19 protein-coding genes are annotated in these 19,241 nt (G+C 64.8%); 12 read left to right on the top strand and 7 right to left on the bottom strand.

From position 1 onward, the window contains the following. Positions 1–159: 159 nt before the first annotated feature. The 4 genes from AB5K84_RS18260 (at position 160) to AB5K84_RS18245 (ending at position 5,306) form a co-directional block, all read left to right on the top strand. Positions 160–1,665, top strand: coding sequence for a M81 family metallopeptidase (locus AB5K84_RS18260; RefSeq protein ID WP_110116482.1), 1,506 nt, complete (start codon positions 160–162; stop codon positions 1,663–1,665). A gap of 13 nt (positions 1,666–1,678) precedes the next feature. Further along, entirely contained in the window at positions 1,679–2,842 is a 1,164-nt protein-coding gene (locus AB5K84_RS18255; RefSeq protein WP_110116483.1) for a M20 aminoacylase family protein, read from the top strand. 2 nt (positions 2,843–2,844) lie between these two features. After that, positions 2,845–4,266, top strand: a complete 1,422-nt coding sequence (locus AB5K84_RS18250) for an amidase (RefSeq protein ID WP_110116484.1) — start codon at positions 2,845–2,847, stop codon at positions 4,264–4,266. A 149-nt stretch (positions 4,267–4,415) separates the two neighbouring features. Then, complete coding sequence (locus AB5K84_RS18245; RefSeq protein WP_011088350.1) at positions 4,416–5,306, top strand: crotonase/enoyl-CoA hydratase family protein; 891 nt, start codon at positions 4,416–4,418, stop codon at positions 5,304–5,306. Positions 5,307–5,417: 111 nt separating this feature from the next. Here AB5K84_RS18245 and AB5K84_RS18240 read toward each other — a convergent pair whose 3' ends face one another. From AB5K84_RS18240 to AB5K84_RS18230, 3 genes are all read right to left on the bottom strand, one after another. Continuing rightward, on the bottom strand, positions 5,418–6,395 hold the full coding sequence (locus tag AB5K84_RS18240; RefSeq protein WP_110116485.1) for an NADPH:quinone oxidoreductase family protein: 978 nt from the start codon (positions 6,393–6,395) through the stop codon (positions 5,418–5,420). After that, on the bottom strand, positions 6,395–7,003 hold the full coding sequence (locus AB5K84_RS18235; RefSeq protein ID WP_110116486.1) for a 2-hydroxychromene-2-carboxylate isomerase: 609 nt from the start codon (positions 7,001–7,003) through the stop codon (positions 6,395–6,397). The genes AB5K84_RS18240 and AB5K84_RS18235 overlap by 1 nt, the downstream gene beginning before the upstream one ends. A 155-nt stretch (positions 7,004–7,158) precedes the next feature. Then, positions 7,159–7,860: a glutathione S-transferase N-terminal domain-containing protein gene (locus tag AB5K84_RS18230; RefSeq protein WP_060908092.1), complete on the bottom strand. Its 702-nt coding sequence runs from the start codon at positions 7,858–7,860 to the stop codon at positions 7,159–7,161. 109 nt (positions 7,861–7,969) lie between these two features. On the opposite strand from AB5K84_RS18230, the gene AB5K84_RS18225 reads away from it, so the two are divergent. Continuing rightward, positions 7,970–8,992 carry a methionine synthase gene (locus AB5K84_RS18225; protein ID WP_011088354.1) on the top strand — a complete coding sequence of 341 codons (1,023 nt, stop codon included), beginning with the start codon at positions 7,970–7,972 and terminating at the stop codon, positions 8,990–8,992. A 17-nt stretch (positions 8,993–9,009) separates the two neighbouring features. Here the strand turns inward: AB5K84_RS18225 and AB5K84_RS18220 are convergent, their stop codons facing one another. The 3 genes from AB5K84_RS18220 to AB5K84_RS18210 all read right to left on the bottom strand — a co-directional run bounded on the left by AB5K84_RS18220 (position 9,010) and on the right by AB5K84_RS18210 (position 11,063). Continuing rightward, entirely contained in the window at positions 9,010–9,627 is a 618-nt protein-coding gene (locus tag AB5K84_RS18220) for a hypothetical protein (protein ID WP_110116487.1), read from the bottom strand. Positions 9,628–9,759: 132 nt separating this feature from the next. Then, positions 9,760–10,287, bottom strand: coding sequence for a xanthine phosphoribosyltransferase (gene gpt / locus AB5K84_RS18215; protein ID WP_028175425.1), 528 nt, complete (start codon positions 10,285–10,287; stop codon positions 9,760–9,762). A gap of 38 nt (positions 10,288–10,325) precedes the next feature. Further along, positions 10,326–11,063: a competence/damage-inducible protein A gene (locus tag AB5K84_RS18210; RefSeq protein ID WP_011088357.1), complete on the bottom strand. Its 738-nt coding sequence runs from the start codon at positions 11,061–11,063 to the stop codon at positions 10,326–10,328. Positions 11,064–11,340: 277 nt separating this feature from the next. Between AB5K84_RS18210 and AB5K84_RS18205 the strand changes: the two genes are divergently transcribed. The 7 genes from AB5K84_RS18205 to AB5K84_RS18175 all read left to right on the top strand — a co-directional run bounded on the left by AB5K84_RS18205 (position 11,341) and on the right by AB5K84_RS18175 (position 18,138). Continuing rightward, positions 11,341–12,759, top strand: coding sequence for a circularly permuted type 2 ATP-grasp protein (locus tag AB5K84_RS18205; RefSeq protein ID WP_028175426.1), 1,419 nt, complete (start codon positions 11,341–11,343; stop codon positions 12,757–12,759). 4 nt (positions 12,760–12,763) lie between these two features. Next, the gene (locus AB5K84_RS18200) at positions 12,764–13,708 is read left to right on the top strand and encodes an alpha-E domain-containing protein (RefSeq protein ID WP_011088359.1); all 945 of its coding nucleotides are present in this window, start codon (positions 12,764–12,766) and stop codon (positions 13,706–13,708) included. A gap of 128 nt (positions 13,709–13,836) precedes the next feature. Then, on the top strand, positions 13,837–14,679 hold the full coding sequence (locus tag AB5K84_RS18195; RefSeq protein WP_038967763.1) for a transglutaminase family protein: 843 nt from the start codon (positions 13,837–13,839) through the stop codon (positions 14,677–14,679). A gap of 148 nt (positions 14,680–14,827) precedes the next feature. Beyond that, positions 14,828–16,027: a flavin-dependent monooxygenase gene (locus AB5K84_RS18190; protein ID WP_110116488.1), complete on the top strand. Its 1,200-nt coding sequence runs from the start codon at positions 14,828–14,830 to the stop codon at positions 16,025–16,027. A 54-nt stretch (positions 16,028–16,081) separates the two neighbouring features. Next, positions 16,082–16,489: a carboxymuconolactone decarboxylase family protein gene (locus AB5K84_RS18185; protein ID WP_028175429.1), complete on the top strand. Its 408-nt coding sequence runs from the start codon at positions 16,082–16,084 to the stop codon at positions 16,487–16,489. Between the two features lie 106 nt (positions 16,490–16,595). Continuing rightward, on the top strand, positions 16,596–17,354 hold the full coding sequence (locus tag AB5K84_RS18180) for a proteasome-type protease (protein ID WP_011088363.1): 759 nt from the start codon (positions 16,596–16,598) through the stop codon (positions 17,352–17,354). A 25-nt stretch (positions 17,355–17,379) separates the two neighbouring features. Further along, positions 17,380–18,138: an SDR family oxidoreductase gene (locus AB5K84_RS18175; protein ID WP_011088364.1), complete on the top strand. Its 759-nt coding sequence runs from the start codon at positions 17,380–17,382 to the stop codon at positions 18,136–18,138. Positions 18,139–18,143: 5 nt separating this feature from the next. On the opposite strand, the gene AB5K84_RS18170 is transcribed toward AB5K84_RS18175, so the two are convergent. Continuing rightward, positions 18,144–18,878: a hypothetical protein gene (locus AB5K84_RS18170; RefSeq protein WP_162603618.1), complete on the bottom strand. Its 735-nt coding sequence runs from the start codon at positions 18,876–18,878 to the stop codon at positions 18,144–18,146. Positions 18,879–19,241: the final 363 nt, after the last annotated feature.

Below are 19,241 nucleotides of genomic sequence, written 5' to 3'. Positions count from 1 at the left end.
TCGCGCACGTTGCGCGCCCCGGAATGACTGCGGAGCAGCATTCCCAAAACGATCTGACCCTATGCACGGCGCGATTGCTTCTCACCTTGCTCTCGCCGCAAGGGCAAGGCTAACGTCGAAGGCTAACGCGCGCACTTTCAATCGCCTGGACTTGAATTGATGACACGTATCGCGGTCGGCGGCTTCCTGCACGAGACCAACACCTTCGCTCCGACGAAGGCGACGTTTGCGGACTTCCAGCATGGCGGCGGCTGGCCGGCGATGACTGAAGGTGCCGACGTGCTGAAGGTGATGCGCCGCATCAATGTCGGACTCGCCGGTTTCGTCGACAGCGCCGAAGCCAACGGCTGGGAACTCATTCCGACCATCGCCTGCGGCGCGAGCCCCTCCGCACATGTCACCAAGGATGCGTTCGAGCGCATCGTGAGGGTGATGGTTGACGGCATCGCGGCCGCGGGCCCGATCGACGCCGTCTATCTCGACCTGCACGGCGCGATGGTGACGGAGCATCTCGACGACGGCGAAGGCGAAATCCTGGCACGGGTACGCCGCGTCATCGGCGAGGATGTTCCGCTCGTCACAAGCCTCGATCTTCACGCCAACGTCACGCCCGCGATGATCGGGCATGCCGACGCGCTGATCGCCTACCGCACCTATCCGCATGTCGACATGGCCGAGACGGGCCGCGCCTCGGCGCGACATCTCGCGCTGCTGTTGAAGACCAAGCAGCGCTTTGCGAAAGCCTTCCGGCAACTGCCGTTCCTGATCCCGATCAGCTGGCAGTGCACCAACGACCAGCCGACCAAGGGCATCTACGAGAAGCTCGCCGCGCTCGAGAGCGACAGGGTTCCGACGCTGTCCTTCGCGCCGGGCTTCCCCGCCGCCGACTTCCGCGATTGCGGGCCGAGCGTGTTCGCCTATGGCAAGACGCAAGCCGACGCCGATCGCGCCGCGGATGCGATCGTCAAGCTGATCGAAAGCCACGAGGACGATTTCGACGGCAAGATCTGGTCGCCCGACGACGGCGTGCGCCATGCGATGGAACTCGCGAAGGGCGCCAGCAAGCCGATCATCATCGCCGACACCCAGGACAATCCCGGCGCCGGCGGCGATTCCGACACCACCGGCATGCTGCGCGCGCTGGTGCGCAACAAGGCCAGCGCCGCGACCGGCGCGATCTACGATCCGGAATCGGCCAAGGCCGCCCATGCGGCCGGTGTCGGCGCCACGGTGACGCTGTCGCTCGGCGGCAAGTCCGGCATTCCAGGCGACGAGCCCTATCGCGAGACCTTCGTCGTCGAAAAATTGTCCGACGGCCGCTTCATTGCGCCAGGCCCCTATTACGGCGGCCGCGAGATGGAGATGGGTCCTTCCGCGGCCCTGCGCATCGGCGACGTTCGTGTCGTCGTCTCCTCGCACAAGGCGCAGCTCGCCGATCAGGCGATGTACCGCTATGTCGGCATCGAGCCGACCGAACAGAAGATCCTGGTCAACAAGAGCTCGGTCCACTTCCGCGCCGATTTCGAGCCGATCGCGGAACAGCTGATGATCTGCGCCGCCCCCGGCGCGATGCCGGCCGATACCGCCTCCCTGCCCTGGACGAAGCTGCGCCCGGGCATTCGCATCAAGCCGAACGGCCCCGTTTTCAATCCTCCTTCACGCTAACCGGACAGGACACATGCCCACGATCGACCGCATCGACGGCTATGCCGACGAACTCACCGCTATCAGGCGCGACCTCCACGCCCATCCCGAGATCGGCTTCGAGGAAGTGCGCACTTCCGGCATCGTTGCCGACAAGCTGAAGGGCTGGGGCATCGAGGTGCATCGCGGCCTCGGCGGCACCGGCGTGATCGGCGTCATCAAGGGCAAGGGGTCGAGCGGCAAGCGCATCGGCCTGCGCGCCGACATGGACGCGCTGCCGATGGAAGAGAACACCAATCTGAAATGGAGCTCGAAAATCCCCGGCCGCTTCCACGGCTGCGGCCATGACGGCCACACCACCATGCTGCTCGGCACCGCGCGCTATCTCGCCGAGACCAGGAACTTCGACGGCACCGTGCACCTGATCTTCCAGCCTGCCGAGGAAGGCCTCGGCGGCGCCCGCGCGATGATCAAGGACGGGCTGTTCGAGAAGTTTCCGTGCGACGAGCTCTACGGCCTGCACAACGCGCCCGACCTCAACCACGGCGAGATCGCGATCCTGCCCGGTCCGGCGATGGCCAGCGCCGACTTCTTCGACCTCCGCATCACCGGCTATGGCGCGCATGGCGCAATGCCCGAACGCTCCAAGGACGCGGTGATCATCGCGACCACGCTGGCGCAGGCGATCCAGACCATCGTCAGCCGCAACGTCGAGCCGCTGCAGGCTGCGGTGGTGTCGATCACCCAGATCCATGCGGGCTCCGCCTACAACGTCATTCCCGGCGACGCGCATCTTTGCGGCACCATCCGCACCTTCTCGAAAGAAGTCCGCACCCTGGTCAGCGAACGCATCCGCACCATCTGCGCCGGCATCGCGAGCGCCTATCAGTGCGCGATCGACGTCGACATCCGCGACACCTTCAACGTGCTGGTCAACCAGGTCGAGCAGTCCAAGGTGGTCGAGGAGGTGGCGCGCACCGTCGTCGACCCGGCCAAGGTGATCACCCGCACCCAGCCGAAGATGGGCAGCGAGGATTTTGCCGACATGCTGGAGACCATTCCCGGCGCCTATTTCTGGGTCGGCCATGACGGCTCGGTGCCGGTGCACAATCCCGGTTTTGTGCTCGACGACAAGATCCTGCCGATCGGCGCCAGCATGTTCGCCCGCATCATCGAAACGCGCATGCCGGTCGTTTAGCAATGCATAGAAAGAGCGTCGAAGAGGCGGTCACCTCGCTGCACGATCTCTCCGCGGTCGATCTGATCGCGGGCTATCGCGCCAAGCAATTCTCGCCGAGCGAGGTGCTGGAGGACGTGCTCACGCACGTCGCCGCGTGGGAGCCGCACCTCAAGGCGCTCTATGCGTTCGACCCCGACGGCGCGCGCGAGGCCGCAAAGGCCTCGACCGCGCGCTGGACCGGCGGCGAGCCGTCCGGCCCGCTCGACGGCGTGCCTGTCACCGTAAAGGACAACATCGCGACCAAGGGCGTGCCGGTGCCGCTGGGGGCGGCCAGCGTCAAGCTCGTGCCGGCCGAGAAGGACGCCCCGCCCGCCGCGCGGCTGCGCGAGGCCGGCGCGATCATCTTCGCCAAGACCACCATGCCCGACTACGGCATGCTGTCCTCCGGGCTCTCCAGCTTCCACGCGCTCGCGCGCAATCCCTGGGACCTCAGCAAGAACCCCGGCGGCTCCAGCGCCGGCGCAGGCGCCGCCGCGGCGGCCGGCTACGGCCCGCTGCATCTCGGCACCGATATCGGCGGCTCGGTGCGCCTGCCCGCGGGCTGGTGCGGCCTCGTCGGATTGAAGCCGAGCTTCGGCCGCGTACCGATCGACCCCACCTATGTCGGCCGCGTCGCCGGCCCCATGACCCGCACGGTTGACGATTGCGCGCTGATGATGAGCGCGATCGCAAAGCCCGACCGGCGCGACGGCATGAGTCTGCCTGCCGAACCCCTCAACTGGAAAGGGCCGGAGAAGTCTCCGCGCAAATTGCGGATCGGCCTGATGCTCGATGCCGGCGTCGGGCTGCCGGCAGAACGGCCGGTCCGTGACGTTGCCGTGAAAGCCGCAAAGGCGTTCGAATCCGCAGGCAGCGTCGTCACCGAGGTCGACGGCATTTTGACCCGCGAGATGCTCGACGGCCTCGACAATTTCTGGCGCGCGCGGATGTGGGACGATCTGTCCAAGCTGACGCCGGCCGAGCAGGCAAAGGTGCTGCCCTACATCTTCAAATGGGGCGCATCCGGTGCAAAGCTCTCGGGTGTGGATGTCATCCGCGGCTTCAACCAGACCATGGCGATCCGCGCCGCGGCGTCAAAGCTGTTCTGCGAGCTCGACTACGTGATTTCGCCGACCGCGCCGAACGTGAACTATCCGGCCGACTGGGCGTCGCCGACCAACGATCCCATGAGGCCGTTCGAGCACATCGCCTATACCGTGCCGTGGAATATGTCGGAGAACCCTGCGGTCTCCCTCAACGGCGGCTTCGACGCCAACGGCTTTCCCATCGGCGTGCAGATCGTCGGCCGCCGCTTCGACGACATCGGCGTGCTCGGCATGGCCAAGGCCTTCGAGGGCTTGCGCGGCCCGCAGCGGCCCTGGCCGAAGCCGCCGGCACGCTGAATATCCTCCGTCATTCCGGGGCGTCGCGAAGCGACGAGCCCGGAATCCATAACCACCATCGTGAGTATGGATTCCGGGCTCGCGCCAAGAGGCGCGCCCCGGAATGACGTGCTACAGAGAGAATAAGAAACAAAGGAAGGAAATAACCCATGGCTTATGAGACGATCAAATACGAGGTCGCCGAGCAGATCCTCACCATCACGCTGAACCGGCCCGACAAGCTCAACGCCTTCAACGCGCAGATGCAAGCAGAGCTGATCGACGCGTTCGATGCCGCGGACAAGGACGACAACGTCCGCGCCATCATCGTCACCGGCTCCGGCCGTGGTTTTTGCGCAGGCGCGGACCTCTCTTCCGGCGCCGACACGTTTGATCGCGACGCGCGGCGCGGTCCCGTCAAGCGCCTCGCCGACGGCAAGGTCGATTACAGCGATCCGCAGGTGCGCGACGGCGGCGGCCAGGTGACCTTGCGTATTTTCAAATGCCTCAAGCCCGTGATTGCCGCGGTGAACGGCCCTGCCGTCGGCATCGGCGTCACCATGCAGCTCGCGATGGACATCCGCATTGCCTCCGACGCCGCCCGCTTCGGCTTCGTGTTCTCCCAGCGCGGCATCGTGCCCGAGGCCGCCTCGAGCTGGTTCCTGCCGCGCATCGTCGGCATCTCGCAGGCGCTGGAATGGTGCTATTCGGGCCGCGTCTTCCCGGCGCAGGAAGCGCTTGCTGGGCGTCTCGTCAGCAAGGTGGTGCCGCCGGATGATCTCTTGCCGACCGCCCGCGCGCTCGCCAAGGAATTCGCGGCGAAAACCGCGCCGGTATCGGTGGCGCTGATCCGGCAGATGATGTGGCGCATGATGGGTGCGGACGATCCGATGGAAGCCCACAAGGTCGACAGCCGTGGCATCTACGCCCGCGGCCGCTCGGACGACGTCAAGGAGGGTGTGGTGTCGTTCCTGGAGAAGCGCCCGGCGCAGTTCAAGAACAAGGTGTCGAGCGACATGCCGGATTATTTCCCGTGGTGGACGGAGCGGGAGTATAAGTGACGCGAAGCTCGTAGGGTGGGCAAAGCGAAGCGTGCCCACCGTTCCGGCTTCGATCAGCGAAAAGGTGGTGGGCACGGCGCAAGAGGCGCCTTTGCCCACCCTACGGCACCGTCACTCCATCACCAGCGCCACGCGACCGATCGCCTTGCGGTCGATCAGCAACCGCATCGCCTTCGCGTAATCCCCAAGCGGCAGGCGGTGCGAGACGTTGGGGCGCAGCTTGCCTTCCTCCGCCCACTGAAGCAGCGCCTTCAGGCGCACCTCGCCGAGCGTGGGATTTTTCCGCACGGCCTCGCCGGCGCGCACGCCGAGCACACTGGCGCCCTTGATCAGCAAGAGATTGGTCTTGGCCGAGCCGATGCCGCCGGTGAAGCCGATCACCAGCAGCCGCGCGCCCCAGGCGATGCAGCGCATCGAATTCTCGAACACCTCGCCGCCGACCGGATCGAACACCACGTCGGCGCCGCGGCCGTCGGTGATGCGCTTGACGGCATCGCGAAACGGCTCGCGGTCGTAACGCACGAGATGATCGGCGCCGCGTGCCTTGGCAATCGCAAGCTTCTCGTCGCTGGAGGCGGTCGCGATCACGGTCGCGCCCAGCATCTTGCCGATCTCGACGGCGGCAAGGCCGACGCCGCCACCGGCGCCATGCACGAGCAGCACTTCTCCGGGCTCGACGCGGCCGCGGTCGATCAGTGCGTGATAGGCGGTGCCGTGACCGGCGAGATAGGTCGCAGCCTCCGCGTAATCGAAGGTGGACGGCATCGGCGTGAGCTGCGACGGCGCGACGACCGCTTCATCGGTGAAAGCACCGTGGCGCATCTTCACGATCACCTTGTCGCCGACGGCAACGCCCCTCGCCTCCACGCCGACCTCGGTCACATCGCCTGCCGCTTCCATGCCGGGCGTGAAGGGCAGCTCCGGCTTGAGCTGATATTCCCCGGCCGCCATCAGCACGTCGGGAAAATTCAGCCCGGCGGCGCGGATCGCGACGCGCACCTCGCCCGGCTTCAGGGCACGCGAGGGAAACTCTTCCAGCAGCAAGCTTTCGGGCGCGCCGAACTCGCGGCAGACGACAGCGCGCACCATCAGGCCGCGCTCGCCCTGCGGCGCTTGAGCGCCTCGCGGATCAGCGGCAGGCGGTCATTGCCGAAATACATGTCGGTCTTATCGACGAAGATGGTCGGCGAGCCGAAGCCGCCGCGCGCGACGACCTCTTCGGTGTTGGCCTTGAGCTGGTCCTTGATCCCCTGGTCCGAAATGCCTGCAAAGAATTTCTGCTCATCGATGCCAACCGTCCTGCAGATCTCGGCGAGCACCGTGTCCTGCGAGATGTCCTTGTCGCCGCTCCAATAGGTCTCGAACACGGCGGTCGCGAACGGTACCATATCCCGACCCAGCCAGATGCAGCCGCGCATCGCCTTGACGCTGTTCACCGGAAACACCGTCGGCGGCATCTTGATCGACAGGCCGGCCGAGCGCGCCCAATCCTGGAGATCCTTCTTCATGTAGCGCGCCTTCAGCGGCACCGGCTTTTCCCGCTGCGCGTAGACGCTCGGGTTGACCGTGTTGAAGATGCCGCCGACCAGGATCGGCCGCCAGGCGATCTCCACGCCGAGCTCCTTGGCCAGCGGCTGGATGTTGTGAAAGGCGAGATAGGTCCAGGGGCTGGAACAGTCGAAGAAGAATTCGATCATGGCGTTTCCTTTGCTCTTGTCATTCCGGGGCGCGCCCTCTTGGGCGCGAACCCGGAATCCATTCCACCGGTTTTATTGCGACCCGATGGATTCTCAGGTGCGCAATTGCGCACCTTAGCTCGGCGCTTCGCGCCACCCCGGATGACGGGTGCAGCCTACTTCTTTCCCAACACTTCCTTCGCACGCTGGCCGAACATGATCTTGCGTGATTCCTCGTCGAACGGCTCTTTCACGAACTTGCCGATCGCGAGCCCCGCCTGCACCGGCGGCCTGGCGCGGACCTCGGCGTACCATCGCTTCACGTTCGGATAGTCCTCTAACGTAAAGCCCTGCGCCTTGTGGGTCATGGTCCAGGGGAAGCAGGCGATGTCGGCGATGGAATAGTCGCCGGCGACATAGGCGCCGGTCTTGGCCAACTGCCGGTCGAGCACGCCGTAGAGCCGCGCCGCCTCGTCGCGGTAGCGCTCGATCGCGTAAGGGATCTTCTCGGCCGCATAGAGCGCGAAGTGGCCGTGCTGGCCGAGCATGGGCCCGAGCCCCGCCATCTGCCACATCACCCACTGGATGGTGGTGGAGCGGCCGCGCAAATCTCCGGCCAGGAAACGGCCGGTCTTCTCTGCCAGATAGATCAGGATCGCGCCGGTCTCGAAGGCCGAGAAAGGTGCGCCGCCATCGGCGGGTTCGTGATCGACGATCGCGGGAATACGGTTGTTCGGACTGATCGCGAGAAACTCGGGGTTGAACTGCTCGCCCGCGCGGATGTTGACGGGCTTCACGCGATAGGGGAGCCCGAGTTCCTCCAGCATGATCGAGATTTTCCAGCCGTTCGGCGTCGGCGCATAATAGAGATCGATCATCGCCTTCCCTGTCGTCGCCGCTGGAATAGAGAGCGACTTTTGTCGTTCTGTACCTCGACGTTAAGACATGGCAGGAAGAGGCGCAACATAACCTGCCGGGAGAGCCGCCATGCTGTTTCCAACCACGATCGCCGGCTCCTTGCCGAAGCCCGAATGGCTCGCCGAGCCCAACATGCTCTGGGCGCCCTGGAAGTCGCAAGGCGATGAGCTGCTCCGCGCCAAGCGGGACGCGACACTGATCTGGCTGAAGATCCAGGAGGACGCCGGCATCGACATCGTCACCGAGGGCGAGCAGGCCCGCCAGCATTTCGTGCACGGTTTCCTGGAGAAGATCGACGGCATCGATTTCGCCCACAAGGTCGAGATGGGCATCCGCAAGGACCGCTACAAGGCGATGGTGCCGCAGGTGGTCGCGCCGCTCCGGCTCAAGGGCCGCGTCCATGCCTTTGAGGCGCGCGTGGCGCGCACGCACACGAAGAAGAAGCTGAAATTCACCCTGCCCGGCCCGATGACCATCATCGATACGATTGCCGATCGCTACTATGGCGACCGCGTCAAGATGGCCTTTGCGTTCGCCGAGCTGCTCAACGAGGAAGCCAAGGCACTCCAGGCCGACGGCGTCGATCTCGTACAGTTCGACGAGCCTGCCTTCAACGTCTACATGGACGAGGTCAACGACTGGGGCATCAAGGCGCTGGAGCGCGCCGCGCAGGGGCTGACCTGCGCCACCGCCGTGCACATCTGCTACGGCTACGGCATCAAGGCCAACACCGACTGGAAGGAGACGCTCGGCGCACAGTGGCGGCAGTACGAGCAGATCTTCCCCGCGATCGACGCGAGCCCGATCCAGCAGGTCGCGATCGAGTGCCGCAATTCCAAGGTGCCGCTCGACCTGCTGGCGCTGCTCAAGACCAAGATCGTGCAGGCCGGCGTGATCGACGTCGCCAGCGACACGGTGGAGACCGCCGAGGACGTCGTGAAGGTGATCGACGCGGTGTCGAAATTCGTGCCCAAGAGCAACATCATCGCCACCACCAATTGCGGCATGGCGCCGATGCGGCGCGAGATCGCCGAAGCCAAGCTGATGGCGCTCGGCGCAGGTGCCGCAATGGCGCGCGAGAAGCTGGGATGATGACGTAAGCCGCTGCGCTAGCTGCGCGCCGTCGGATGCAACGCAGGCCGATAGCCGGCGACGATTGCGCGCAGCGTAGAAGGCGGCGTCAGCAGCTTTGCATCGGCGAGCTCGCGGCTAACTGCCGCATAGCCTGCCGGCGACCACAACAGCGCCCTGCCCCGCGCCACCAGAAAACTCTCCTCGCCCTGCTGCACCATCGCGCCGTCGGGCAATTCTGCCAGCGACATCGGCAGCGCGTGCAGCTGCTTCCTGCCGCGATCAAGGCGCTCGCGATGCAGCGCGGCGTCGATCGCCTTCGCGCTGACGTCGCTTGCAGCATTCCCCGCTTCCCACGCTCTGCGAAAGCGCCTGGCATCGTCGCGGCGACAGAAGAAACACGGCCGATGGCCCGCGGCAAACGAGGTGGCTTCGTCGAGGAAGAACAGCTCGGTCCAGCTCCGGCGCGCCATCACCGGCCGCCGCCAGCCGCGGAATTCGCAGAGGCAAGTAATCCAGGCCGGCGACGACCAGCGCTTCTTCAGAAGCGTCTTCGTCGCGGGATCGTGGATGATGCCGCGATTGCCGGTGAACATCCCGCGATGCGGGGTGGCGATGATCTCGCCGGTCGGCGTGACGCGATTTTGCAGGGGCATGGGTGCGTGCCCGTTAAACTGACGTCATTCCGGGGCGGTCCGCAGGACCGAACCCGGAATCTCGAGATTCCCTGGTGCGCAATTGCGCACCATAGTTCGATGCCTTGCATCGCCCCGGAATGTCTCCGTCCCTCACGCCGCTCCGTCGCGGAGCGGCGGGTGATAGGACAGCGCGGTGTCCCAGGGGAAGAAGATCCAGGTGTCCTGCGACACCTCCGTGATGTAGGTGTCGACCAGCGGGCGCCCCTTCGGCTTGGCGTAGACCGTGGCGAAATGCGCATCGGGCAGCATCTCGCGCACCAGCTTGCCGGTCTTGCCGGTGTCGACGAGGTCGTCGACGATCAGGAGCCCCTTGCCGGTGCCGCCGCCGAGTTTCATCGCAGCTTCCGAGATGCCCTTGAGGACCTGAAGCTCGCCCTGCTTGTTGTGGTCGTAGCTGGCGATGCAGACCGTGTCGATCACGCGCACGCCGAGCTCGCGGGCCACGATCGCGGCCGGCACCAGGCCGCCGCGGGTAATCGCGATCACCGCGTGGAACGGACCGACCTCATTGAGCCGCCAGGTCAGCGCGCGGCAATCCCGGTGGAACTGGTCCCACGAGACCGGAAAGGCCTTGCCTGCCCGCTCCTGCGCGCTCAGTTCCGGTGCTTCACCGCCCATCATCCTCTCCTGCAAATCGTCGTCCGGCGGCCTTTCTGCTACCGGGTGATGTTCAATCCTGCCAGCATTTCCTTCACCGCGGCCATGGCTGCGGCGAGCTTATCCGCATCCCGCGAACGCACCACCAGATTGGTGTTCGGCTTCGAGTCCTCGTCCATGAAGGGATAGCTGCCGATGATGGTGTCGGGATGAGCGGCGGCGATCGCCCGCAGCGGGCTGCCGATGTCACCTTCCCGCGCATTGGCGCGGACCGATTCGGAGAGCATGCGCACGCCCGATTTCAGCTTGGGCGAGACGATGTCCATCATCGCCTGCATGATCGAGGGGACGCCCGCCATCACGATGACATTGCCGATCTTGAAGCCGGGCGCGAGGATGGTCGCGCTCTGGATCAGCTCGGCGCCGTCGGGGATGCGGGCCATGCGCAGGCGGGCCTCGTTGAGATCCTGCTCGCTCCAGCGCTCACGGAAACGAGCGACCACCTCCGGGTGATGGTCGATGCCGACGCCGAACGCCTTGGCGACGCTGTCGGCGGTGATGTCGTCATGGGTCGGCCCGATCCCGCCGGTGGTGAAGACATAGGTGTAGCGATGCCGCAGTGCATTCAATGCGGCGATGATGTCGTCCTCGTCGTCGGAGACGACCCGGACTTCCTTCAGGTCGATGCCGATATTGGTCAGGTATTCGGCAATGAAGCCGATATTCTTGTCCTTGGTCCGGCCGGACAGGATTTCGTCCCCAATGACCAGAATGCCCGCCGTGACGATCTCGCTCATGCCTTAAGTCCCTCACCTGTAGCGCCGACTTTGCCGAGGTAACGCGTTGAAGTCACGCGGTTTTGCTGCCGAAATAAGCAGTCCTCAGCCATTTTTTCAGGCAAGCCGCCGGCCATCCCCGGTAAATGCTGCCAGTCCATGCTTATCGCGCTGGCCCGCCCCTTGCTACCACCTGAAAGTCATGCACTCTTGCCGCATGGCCAGGACGTTGCGGTCTTCACCAAGGCCTGACGACCTGTCCAATGGCGCAACGCCTTGCGGGGACAAGTCGGGATCTATGGCAGTCGCGTTTGATGAAATGAACATTCCCGGCGGGGACCTTCGCCCCGCCTATCAGGAGCTGGCTCGCTGGCTCAAGGAGACGCCTCCCGAGGCGCTCGAATATCGCCGCCAGGAAGCTGAGCTCCTGTTCCGCCGGATCGGCATCACCTTCGCCGTCTACGGCGAATCCGAGTCGACCGAGCGCCTCATCCCCTTCGACGTGATCCCGCGGATCATGTCGGGCAAGGAATGGGCGCTGCTGGAGAAGGGCCTGAAGCAGCGCGTCCGCGCGCTCAACATGTTCCTGCGCGACATCTATCACGGCCGCGACATCCTCCGCGCCGAGGTCGTGCCCGACGATCTGATCTTCCAGAACCCGGTCTTCCGCCCCGAGATGAACGGCCAGCAGGTGCCGCACGACGTCTACGTGCACATCGCCGGCATCGACATCGTCCGGGTCGACGCCGAGGACTTCATCGTGCTGGAGGACAATGCGCGCACGCCCTCGGGCGTGTCCTACATGCTGGAAAACCGCGAGATCATGATGCGGCTGTTTCCGGATCTGTTCGCCCGCCACCGGGTGGCGCCGGTCGAGCGCTATCCGGACGAACTGCTCGCGGCCTTGCGTTCGGTCGCGCCGCAAGGCGCTTCGGGCGAGCCGACGGTCGCCCTGCTCACGCCGGGCGTCTACAACTCCGCCTATTACGAGCACTCGTTCCTTGCCGACAAGCTTGGCATCGAGCTGGTCGAGGGCCGCGACCTCATCATCAAGAACAACGAAGTGTTCATGCGGACGACCGAGGGGCTGAAACGGGTCGACGTGATTTATCGCCGCGTCGACGATGACTTCATCGACCCCCTCACCTTCCGCCCCGATTCCGTGCTCGGCGTGCCCGGGCTGATGTCGGCCTACGCGGCCGGCAACATCACCCTCGCTAATGCGGTCGGCACCGGCATCGCCGACGACAAGGCGATCTACTCCTACATGCCTGACATCGTGAAGTTCTATCTCGGCGAGGAGCCGATCCTGAAGAACGTGCCGACCTGGCGCTGCCGCGAGCCGAAGGACCTCGCCTATGTGCTGGACAACCTGAGTGAGCTCGTCGTCAAGGAAGTGCACGGCTCCGGCGGCTACGGCATGCTGATCGGCCCCGCCGCGACGAAAGCGACCATCGAAGCGTTCCGCGAGAAGCTCAAGCGCGAGCCGGAAGGCTTCATCGCGCAGCCGACGCTGGCGCTCTCGACCTGCCCGACTTGTACGGCCACCGGCCTTGCTCCGCGCCATGTCGACTTGCGGCCGTTCGTGCTGACCGGCAGCAAGAGCACTACGATCGTGCCGGGCGGACTCACACGCGTCGCGCTGAAGGAAGGCTCCCTGGTGGTGAATTCGAGCCAGGGCGGCGGCACCAAAGACACCTGGATTTTGGACGAGTAGTCAGATGCTGTCGCGTACCGCCGAAAACCTCTACTGGCTCGCCCGCTACGTCGAACGGGCCGAGTATCTCGCGCGCACCATCGATGCGACGCTGCGCGTCACCGCGCTTCCCGCTGCCTATATCGGCAAGACCAACGAATGGGACTCGGCGCTGCTGACCGCCGGCGTCGCCGCAAGCTTCTATCAGACCTATGAGGAAGCCAACGAGCACAACGTCGTCGAATACCTCTCGTTCTCGCCGAACAATCCGTCCTCGATCAGGAACTGCATCGAGGCGGCGCGGCTGAACTCGCGCTCGGTGCGCACCGCGCTCACCAGCGAGATGTGGGACACCATCAACTCGGCCTGGATCGAATTGCAGGAGGTCTGGAGCAAGGGCACCTCGACGCGCGAGGACCTCGCAAAATTCCTGCGCTTCGTACAGGAGACTTCGCTGCGCTTCGACGGTTCGGCCTACCGGACCATGCTGCGCAACGACGCCTACTGGTTCTCGCGGATGGGCGTGCATCTGGAACGCGCCGACAACACCGCGCGCATTCTCGACGTGAAGTACCACGTGCTGTTGCCCGAGGAAGAGCATGTCGGCGGCCCGCTCGACTTCTATCAGTGGAGCTCGATCCTGCGCTCGGTCTCGGCGCTGACCGCCTATCACTGGGTCTATCGCGAAACGCTGAAGCCCTGGTTGATTGCGGACTTGCTCATCCTCAACGACACGCTGCCGCGTTCGCTGGCCAGCTGCTACGGCAATCTCGTGCGCAACCTCGACCAGATCGGCGTCGCCTATGGCCGCCAGGGCCCGGCCCAGCGCCACGCCCGCGGCATCCGCAACCGGCTGGAACACAGCAATATGAACGACATTTTCCAGCATGGCGTGCATGAATTCATTCAGGAATTCATCGCGGACAATTCCAGGCTGGGCGAAATCATCACGAAGCAGTATTTGATCTGATACACGCCGTCATTCCGGGATGGTCCGAAGGACCAGACCCGGAATCTCGAGATTCTCAGGTGCGCAATTGCGCACCATAGTTCGGTGCTGTGCACCGCCCCGGAATGACGCCAGAACAACGGTCCACCATGCGCCTGCGAATCCAGCACACCACGACCTATCGCTACGAACCGCCGGCGACCAGCGTGATCCAGATCCTGCGCATGACGCCGTGCAGCCATGACGGGCAGTATGTGGCGGAATGGCAGATCGACGTCTCGACCGACACCAAGCTCGACACCCATGAGGACGCCTTCGGCAACGTCACCCATGTGCTGTCCTGCGGGCCCGTCGGCGATATCAAGATCACGGCCGAGGGCCTGATCGAAACCCACGACACCGGCGGCGTGCTGCGCGGCGCCGACGAGCGCTTTCCGGCCGGCATGTTCCTGCGCACCACCGACCTCACCTCCGTCAATCCGGCCATGGCCGCAGTCGCGCGCCAGTTGCGCAGCGAGGCCGAGAGCGACACGCTCGGGTTCCTGCACACGCTGATGAGCGAGATCGGCGACCACATGACGTTCGACGAGGATCCGACCAACAGCGGCACGTCGGCGGCGGAAGCCTTCACGCTCAAGCGCGGGGTCTGCCAGGACTACGCGCATATCTTCATCGCCTGCGCCCGCACCGGCGGGGTGCCGGCGCGCTTCGTCTCCGGCCACTTTTTGCGCTCGGACGGCACGGTGCACCAGGATGCCGGCCATGCCTGGGCGGAGGCCTATGTCCCCGATCTCGGCTGGGTCGGCTTCGATCCCGCCAACAGCATCTGCGCCACCGACGCCCATGTCCGCGTCGCGATCGGGCTCGACTATCTCGGCGCAGCCCCCGTGCGCGGCACCCGCTATGGCGGAGGCGCGGAGACGCTGTCGGTGGCGGTCAAGGTCGAGCAGGCCGGCCGCGGCGGGCAATCGCAGTCGCAGCGGCAGAGCTAAATCCGGCGAGATCGCGTCGCGAGACATCTGCGGCGTAATCAAGCCGCTACGTTACAGCTGTAATCCACGACCGCCGCGCTGAAACCGCCCCGTAGCACCATCTATTCAACGTCTGTCGCGATCCGTTTCCGCAACAGAGGTTGAACAGATGCAGCTTCACGAAAAAAACAAAAGCCATTCGGCGCCCCTGCGCGATCCCCACCAAGACATGCTGGTGGGCATCCGGGAGCTCGCTCCCGAGATCAAGGCACGTGCCGCCGAGATAGAAGCTGCACGCCGCATCCCGCCCGACCTGGTGGAGCGGCTGAGGTCGATCGGTCTCTTTCGGATGTTCGTGCCGCACAGCCATGGCGGGCTGGAGCTGGAGTTTCCGGCGGGACTGGAGGTCATCAAGACATTGGCCCGTCTCGACGGCTCGATCGGCTGGATCGCGGCTGTCGCCGGGGTCAGCAGCCTCTTCGTCGCCGCGTCGCCCCCGGAATTGTACAAGCGCGTCTACCAGGACGGACCTGATACGGCGATCTGCGGCTCATCCCAGCCGGGTGGAACGGCAGAGCGCGTGGCCGACGGCTACCGCGTCAAGGGCCGCTGGCCGTTCGCCAGCGGTTGCATGCATGCGGACTGGATCGGTGGAATCTGCTTTGTCACCGAAAATGGCAAACCGGTCCCCGGCCCGCAGGGCAAGCCACTGCTTCGCGCCGTTATGCTGCCGGCTCGCGACTGGGAGATCGAGGACACCTGGCACGTGGCGGGGCTCGAGGGCACCGGCAGCCATCACGTCACGCTGCGGGAGACGCTGGTTCCCGAGGCCAATTTCTTCGATCTCGATGCTGCCCCGCGCCAATCGGGTCCGCTCTATCGAGCATTGCGGCAATTGCTGCCGTTGGTGCACGGCGCATTTGTGGTAGGCATGGCCGAGAGCACCGTCGATGAACTGCTCGCGCTGGCCAATACCGGGAGGCAGCAATTGTATGCGGCTGTCCCGATGCGGGAGTCCGAGATATTCCAGTACGAACTCGGCCGGATCTCCGCCGAGCTCGGGGCCGCGCAGGCGATTCACGAGGTCCAGGCCGCCAGTCACTGGCGTCACGCGCTGGCCGGAACGTTGAATGACGAAGACCTTGTCGTCGAAGGGGCCCGATCGGCGGCCTGGCTCGCCACGACCTGCGTCGGCATCGCCGACGCCTGCTTTAGCCTGGCCGGAAGCAGTGCGGTCTACGACAGCTCGCCGCTGCAGCGGCGCCTGCGTGACCTTCACGTCGCAGCACAGCACGCCCACGCGCAGCAGCGGCAATATGTCGATGTCGGCAAGCTGGCCTTGCGCCGCTCAACTGAACATGCCGGCTGACCACGTGGGGCGTGCTACACTCGCAGGGTCAGATCAGACCCTGCGAGGCCCCCCATGGCGACTGTGAAACTGCTTTCGGACGATGAACTGTCGAGCGAGGCGCGCGCCGTTTTCGACGACATCCGCAAGGTGCGGCAGTCGGATTTCGTCAACAATTTTTGGCGCGCGCTGGCGCATGATCCGAAGACGCTGCGGCGGACCTGGGAGAGCATCAAGGAGGTGATGGCGCCGGGGGCGCTCGATCCCAAGGTCAAGGAAATGCTCTATGTCGCGGTTTCGGTGGCGCATGGCTGCAGCTATTGCATCCATTCGCACACCGCCGGCGCACGAGCCAAAGGCATGACCGAGGCCGAATATGGCGAGCTGCTCGCCATCGTCGGCATGGCTGCGGAGACGAACCGGCTGGTCACGGCGCTCGGCGTTCCCGTCGACGAGGCGTTTCTCGTCGGCGCCGCCGACTGAGGTCAGCCGTCGCGCCCGGGAATGACGACCTCATCCCGGGAATTGGGGTTGGAGCGGCCCCCGAAATTGGCTAGTAATTCCGCGCAAACGCGTTCGGGGACTGGAAATGACCTATTGTTGCGGAATCCTGGTTCGGGACGGTTTGGTGATGATCGCCGATACCCGCACCAATGCCGGTCTCGACAACGTCTCGACCTTCCGCAAGCTGCACATCTTCTCCAAGCCCGGCGACCGCATCATGGCGATCGCCAGCGCCGGCAACCTCGCCATCAGCCAGTCGGTGCTGTCCACGCTGACCGAAGGCCTCGAGGACCCCAATACGGGCGAGATCGAGACGCTGATGAACGCGCCGACCATGTTCCAGGCCGCCCAGCGCATCGGCCGGGCGATCCGGGCGGTGCATGCGACCGAAGGGCCCGCGCTGAAATCCGAGGACGTCTCGTTCGACGTCTCCTTCCTGTTCGGCGGCCAGATCAAGGGCGCGCGCATGCGCCTGTTCATGGTCTACACCGCCGGCAACTTCATCGAGTGCACCACCGACACGCCCTACTTGCAGATCGGCGAGCACAAATACGGCAAGCCGGTGCTCGACCGTGCCATGCATTACGACGTCGAGCTCTACGAGGCGCTGAAGACCGGCCTGATCTCGATGGACTCGACCATGCGCTCCAACCTCGGCGTCGGCCTGCCGATCGACGTGCTGGTGGTGCGCGCCGACGCCTGCGATGCCGATCTCAACCACCGCATCGAGGCGGGCGAGCCCTATTTCCACGATCTGCGCTCGCGCTGGTCGGCAGCCTTGCGCGCCGCGCACCAGAACATTCCGCGCCCGCCCTACAAGAACGAAAAAGAACCCAAAACCTGACAGCTTAGAGAAAAGGCAGGAAACGATGAGTGAAGCAAAAAAGATCGCAGTGGTGACGGGCGCCGGCACCGGTGTCGGCCGCGCGGCCGCGCTGGCGCTGATGAACACCGGCTTCACCGTGGTGCTCGTGGGGCGCCGCATGGAGATGCTCGAGGAAACGGCGAAGCTCGGTCCCGCGGGAAAAAGCCTCTGCGTCACCGCCGACATGACCAAGCCGGACCAGATCGCCGCGCTGTTTGACAAGGTGAAGGCGACCTATGGCCGCCTCGACGTGCTGTTCAACAATGCCGGCATGGGCGCGCCGGCGGTGAACTTCGAGGATCTCAGCCTCGAGCAGTGGCAGGCGGTGGTGAACACCAACCTCACCGGCCCGTTCCTGTGCACCCAGCACGCCTTCCGCATCATGAAGGACCAGACCCCGCGCGGCGGCCGCATCATCAACAACGGCTCGATCTCGGCGCATGCGCCGCGGCCGTTCTCGGCGGCCTACACCTCGACCAAGCACGCCATCACGGGCCTCACCAAGGCGAGCAATCTCGACGGGCGCATGTACGACATCGCGGTCGGCCAGGTCGACATCGGCAATGCGGCAACCCCGATGACCGATCGCATGGTCAACGGCCCCGGCGTGCTCCAGCCCGACGGCACCACCAAGCACGAGCCGCGCATGGACGCCAAAGCGGTCGGCGATGCCGTCGCCTACATGGCCGGCCTGCCGCTGGACGCCAACGTGCTGACCATGACGGTCATGGCGACCAAGATGCCGTTCGTCGGACGGGGCTAAGACCGTTACTGGTTCTTGCCCAGGGCTTCTGACACCAAATGAAGCCCGCGATCCTTGGCCGCGATCAACCGTCGTTGAAATGCGGCCAAGGTCGCTTCTTTGCTGTCGGGCGCAAGTTCGCTGGCCAGGGCAGCGAAGTGGCTATCGGCCTCGTCGAACCGGCCGAGACGCCGCAGCATCTCGCCGGTCAGAAGCCGATCGTCGAGGCGCGCTTCTGCGCTCCTGGTTGTGTCGGCAACGTCCACTGCCAGCCGCGCCAGCAGTTGAGTCGCATAGCGAGTGTAGCGTTCGCCGGTCGTGCCTTCCGCCATCAGGCGCCGGACGAGATCCTGAGCATCCTTGGCGGACAGGCCAGGTCTGTTCACCCGGCTCCGTTCGCCAAGCTCGGTTCGTCCCGCCTCCCACGTCGCCTGCAGCAGCAGACTGGATACTTCCTCGTGAGATGCGCCGGTGTGCTCCATGATCCAGGATGCGCGGTAATAAGGCGTCTCACTCCGGATGCCCTGAAACTCCGGTGACAGAATCAAAGGCCGAAGCCGCTCCAGCTCGTCGTCCTCGTACTTCGCCTTGACGAAGACAAATCCGTTGGTCGGGCAACTCGCGAGCGGCCAGGGGCTTTCAATCGCACCGACCGGCATCCAATCGAGCTGCTTGCCAAAGGACGTGCCGGAGTTCTGCGCGCTGTAGGTGAATTTGACGCCGTCGTAGGGACAGGTCATTTCGACGATGCTTCTGGTCATTGCATGAGCAGCGAAAGCGCCGCCGGCCAGAACGAGCCACGCCAGAACTAGCAGCCTTGATCGCCTGCCCATCTCCCCCTCTATCCTACGTGGAGACCGATCCCTCGGACTACCATGCCGTCCGGAATACGCCGTTCGTGTGGCGCCGCTGAAACGGGCCTCGCTCCTGCCTGACTCAAAAAGTGAAAAACAACCCCATGCACAGTAGGCGTCAAGGGGCGCCAGCAGGCGGTCAGCCGTGGGGGTGACGTGAACTAAAGCCCCGCGCTGCCTCCACAATCGTCATTGCGAGCGCAGCGAAGCAATCCAGACTGCCTCCGCGGTGAGATTCTGGATTGCTTCGTCGCAAGGGCTCCTCGCAAT

This window comes from Bradyrhizobium sp. 1200_D9_N1_1 (assembly GCF_052075915.1).
Classification (GTDB): domain Bacteria; phylum Pseudomonadota; class Alphaproteobacteria; order Rhizobiales; family Xanthobacteraceae; genus Bradyrhizobium; species Bradyrhizobium diazoefficiens.
This window is presented reverse-complemented; position numbering and strand designations above follow the sequence as displayed.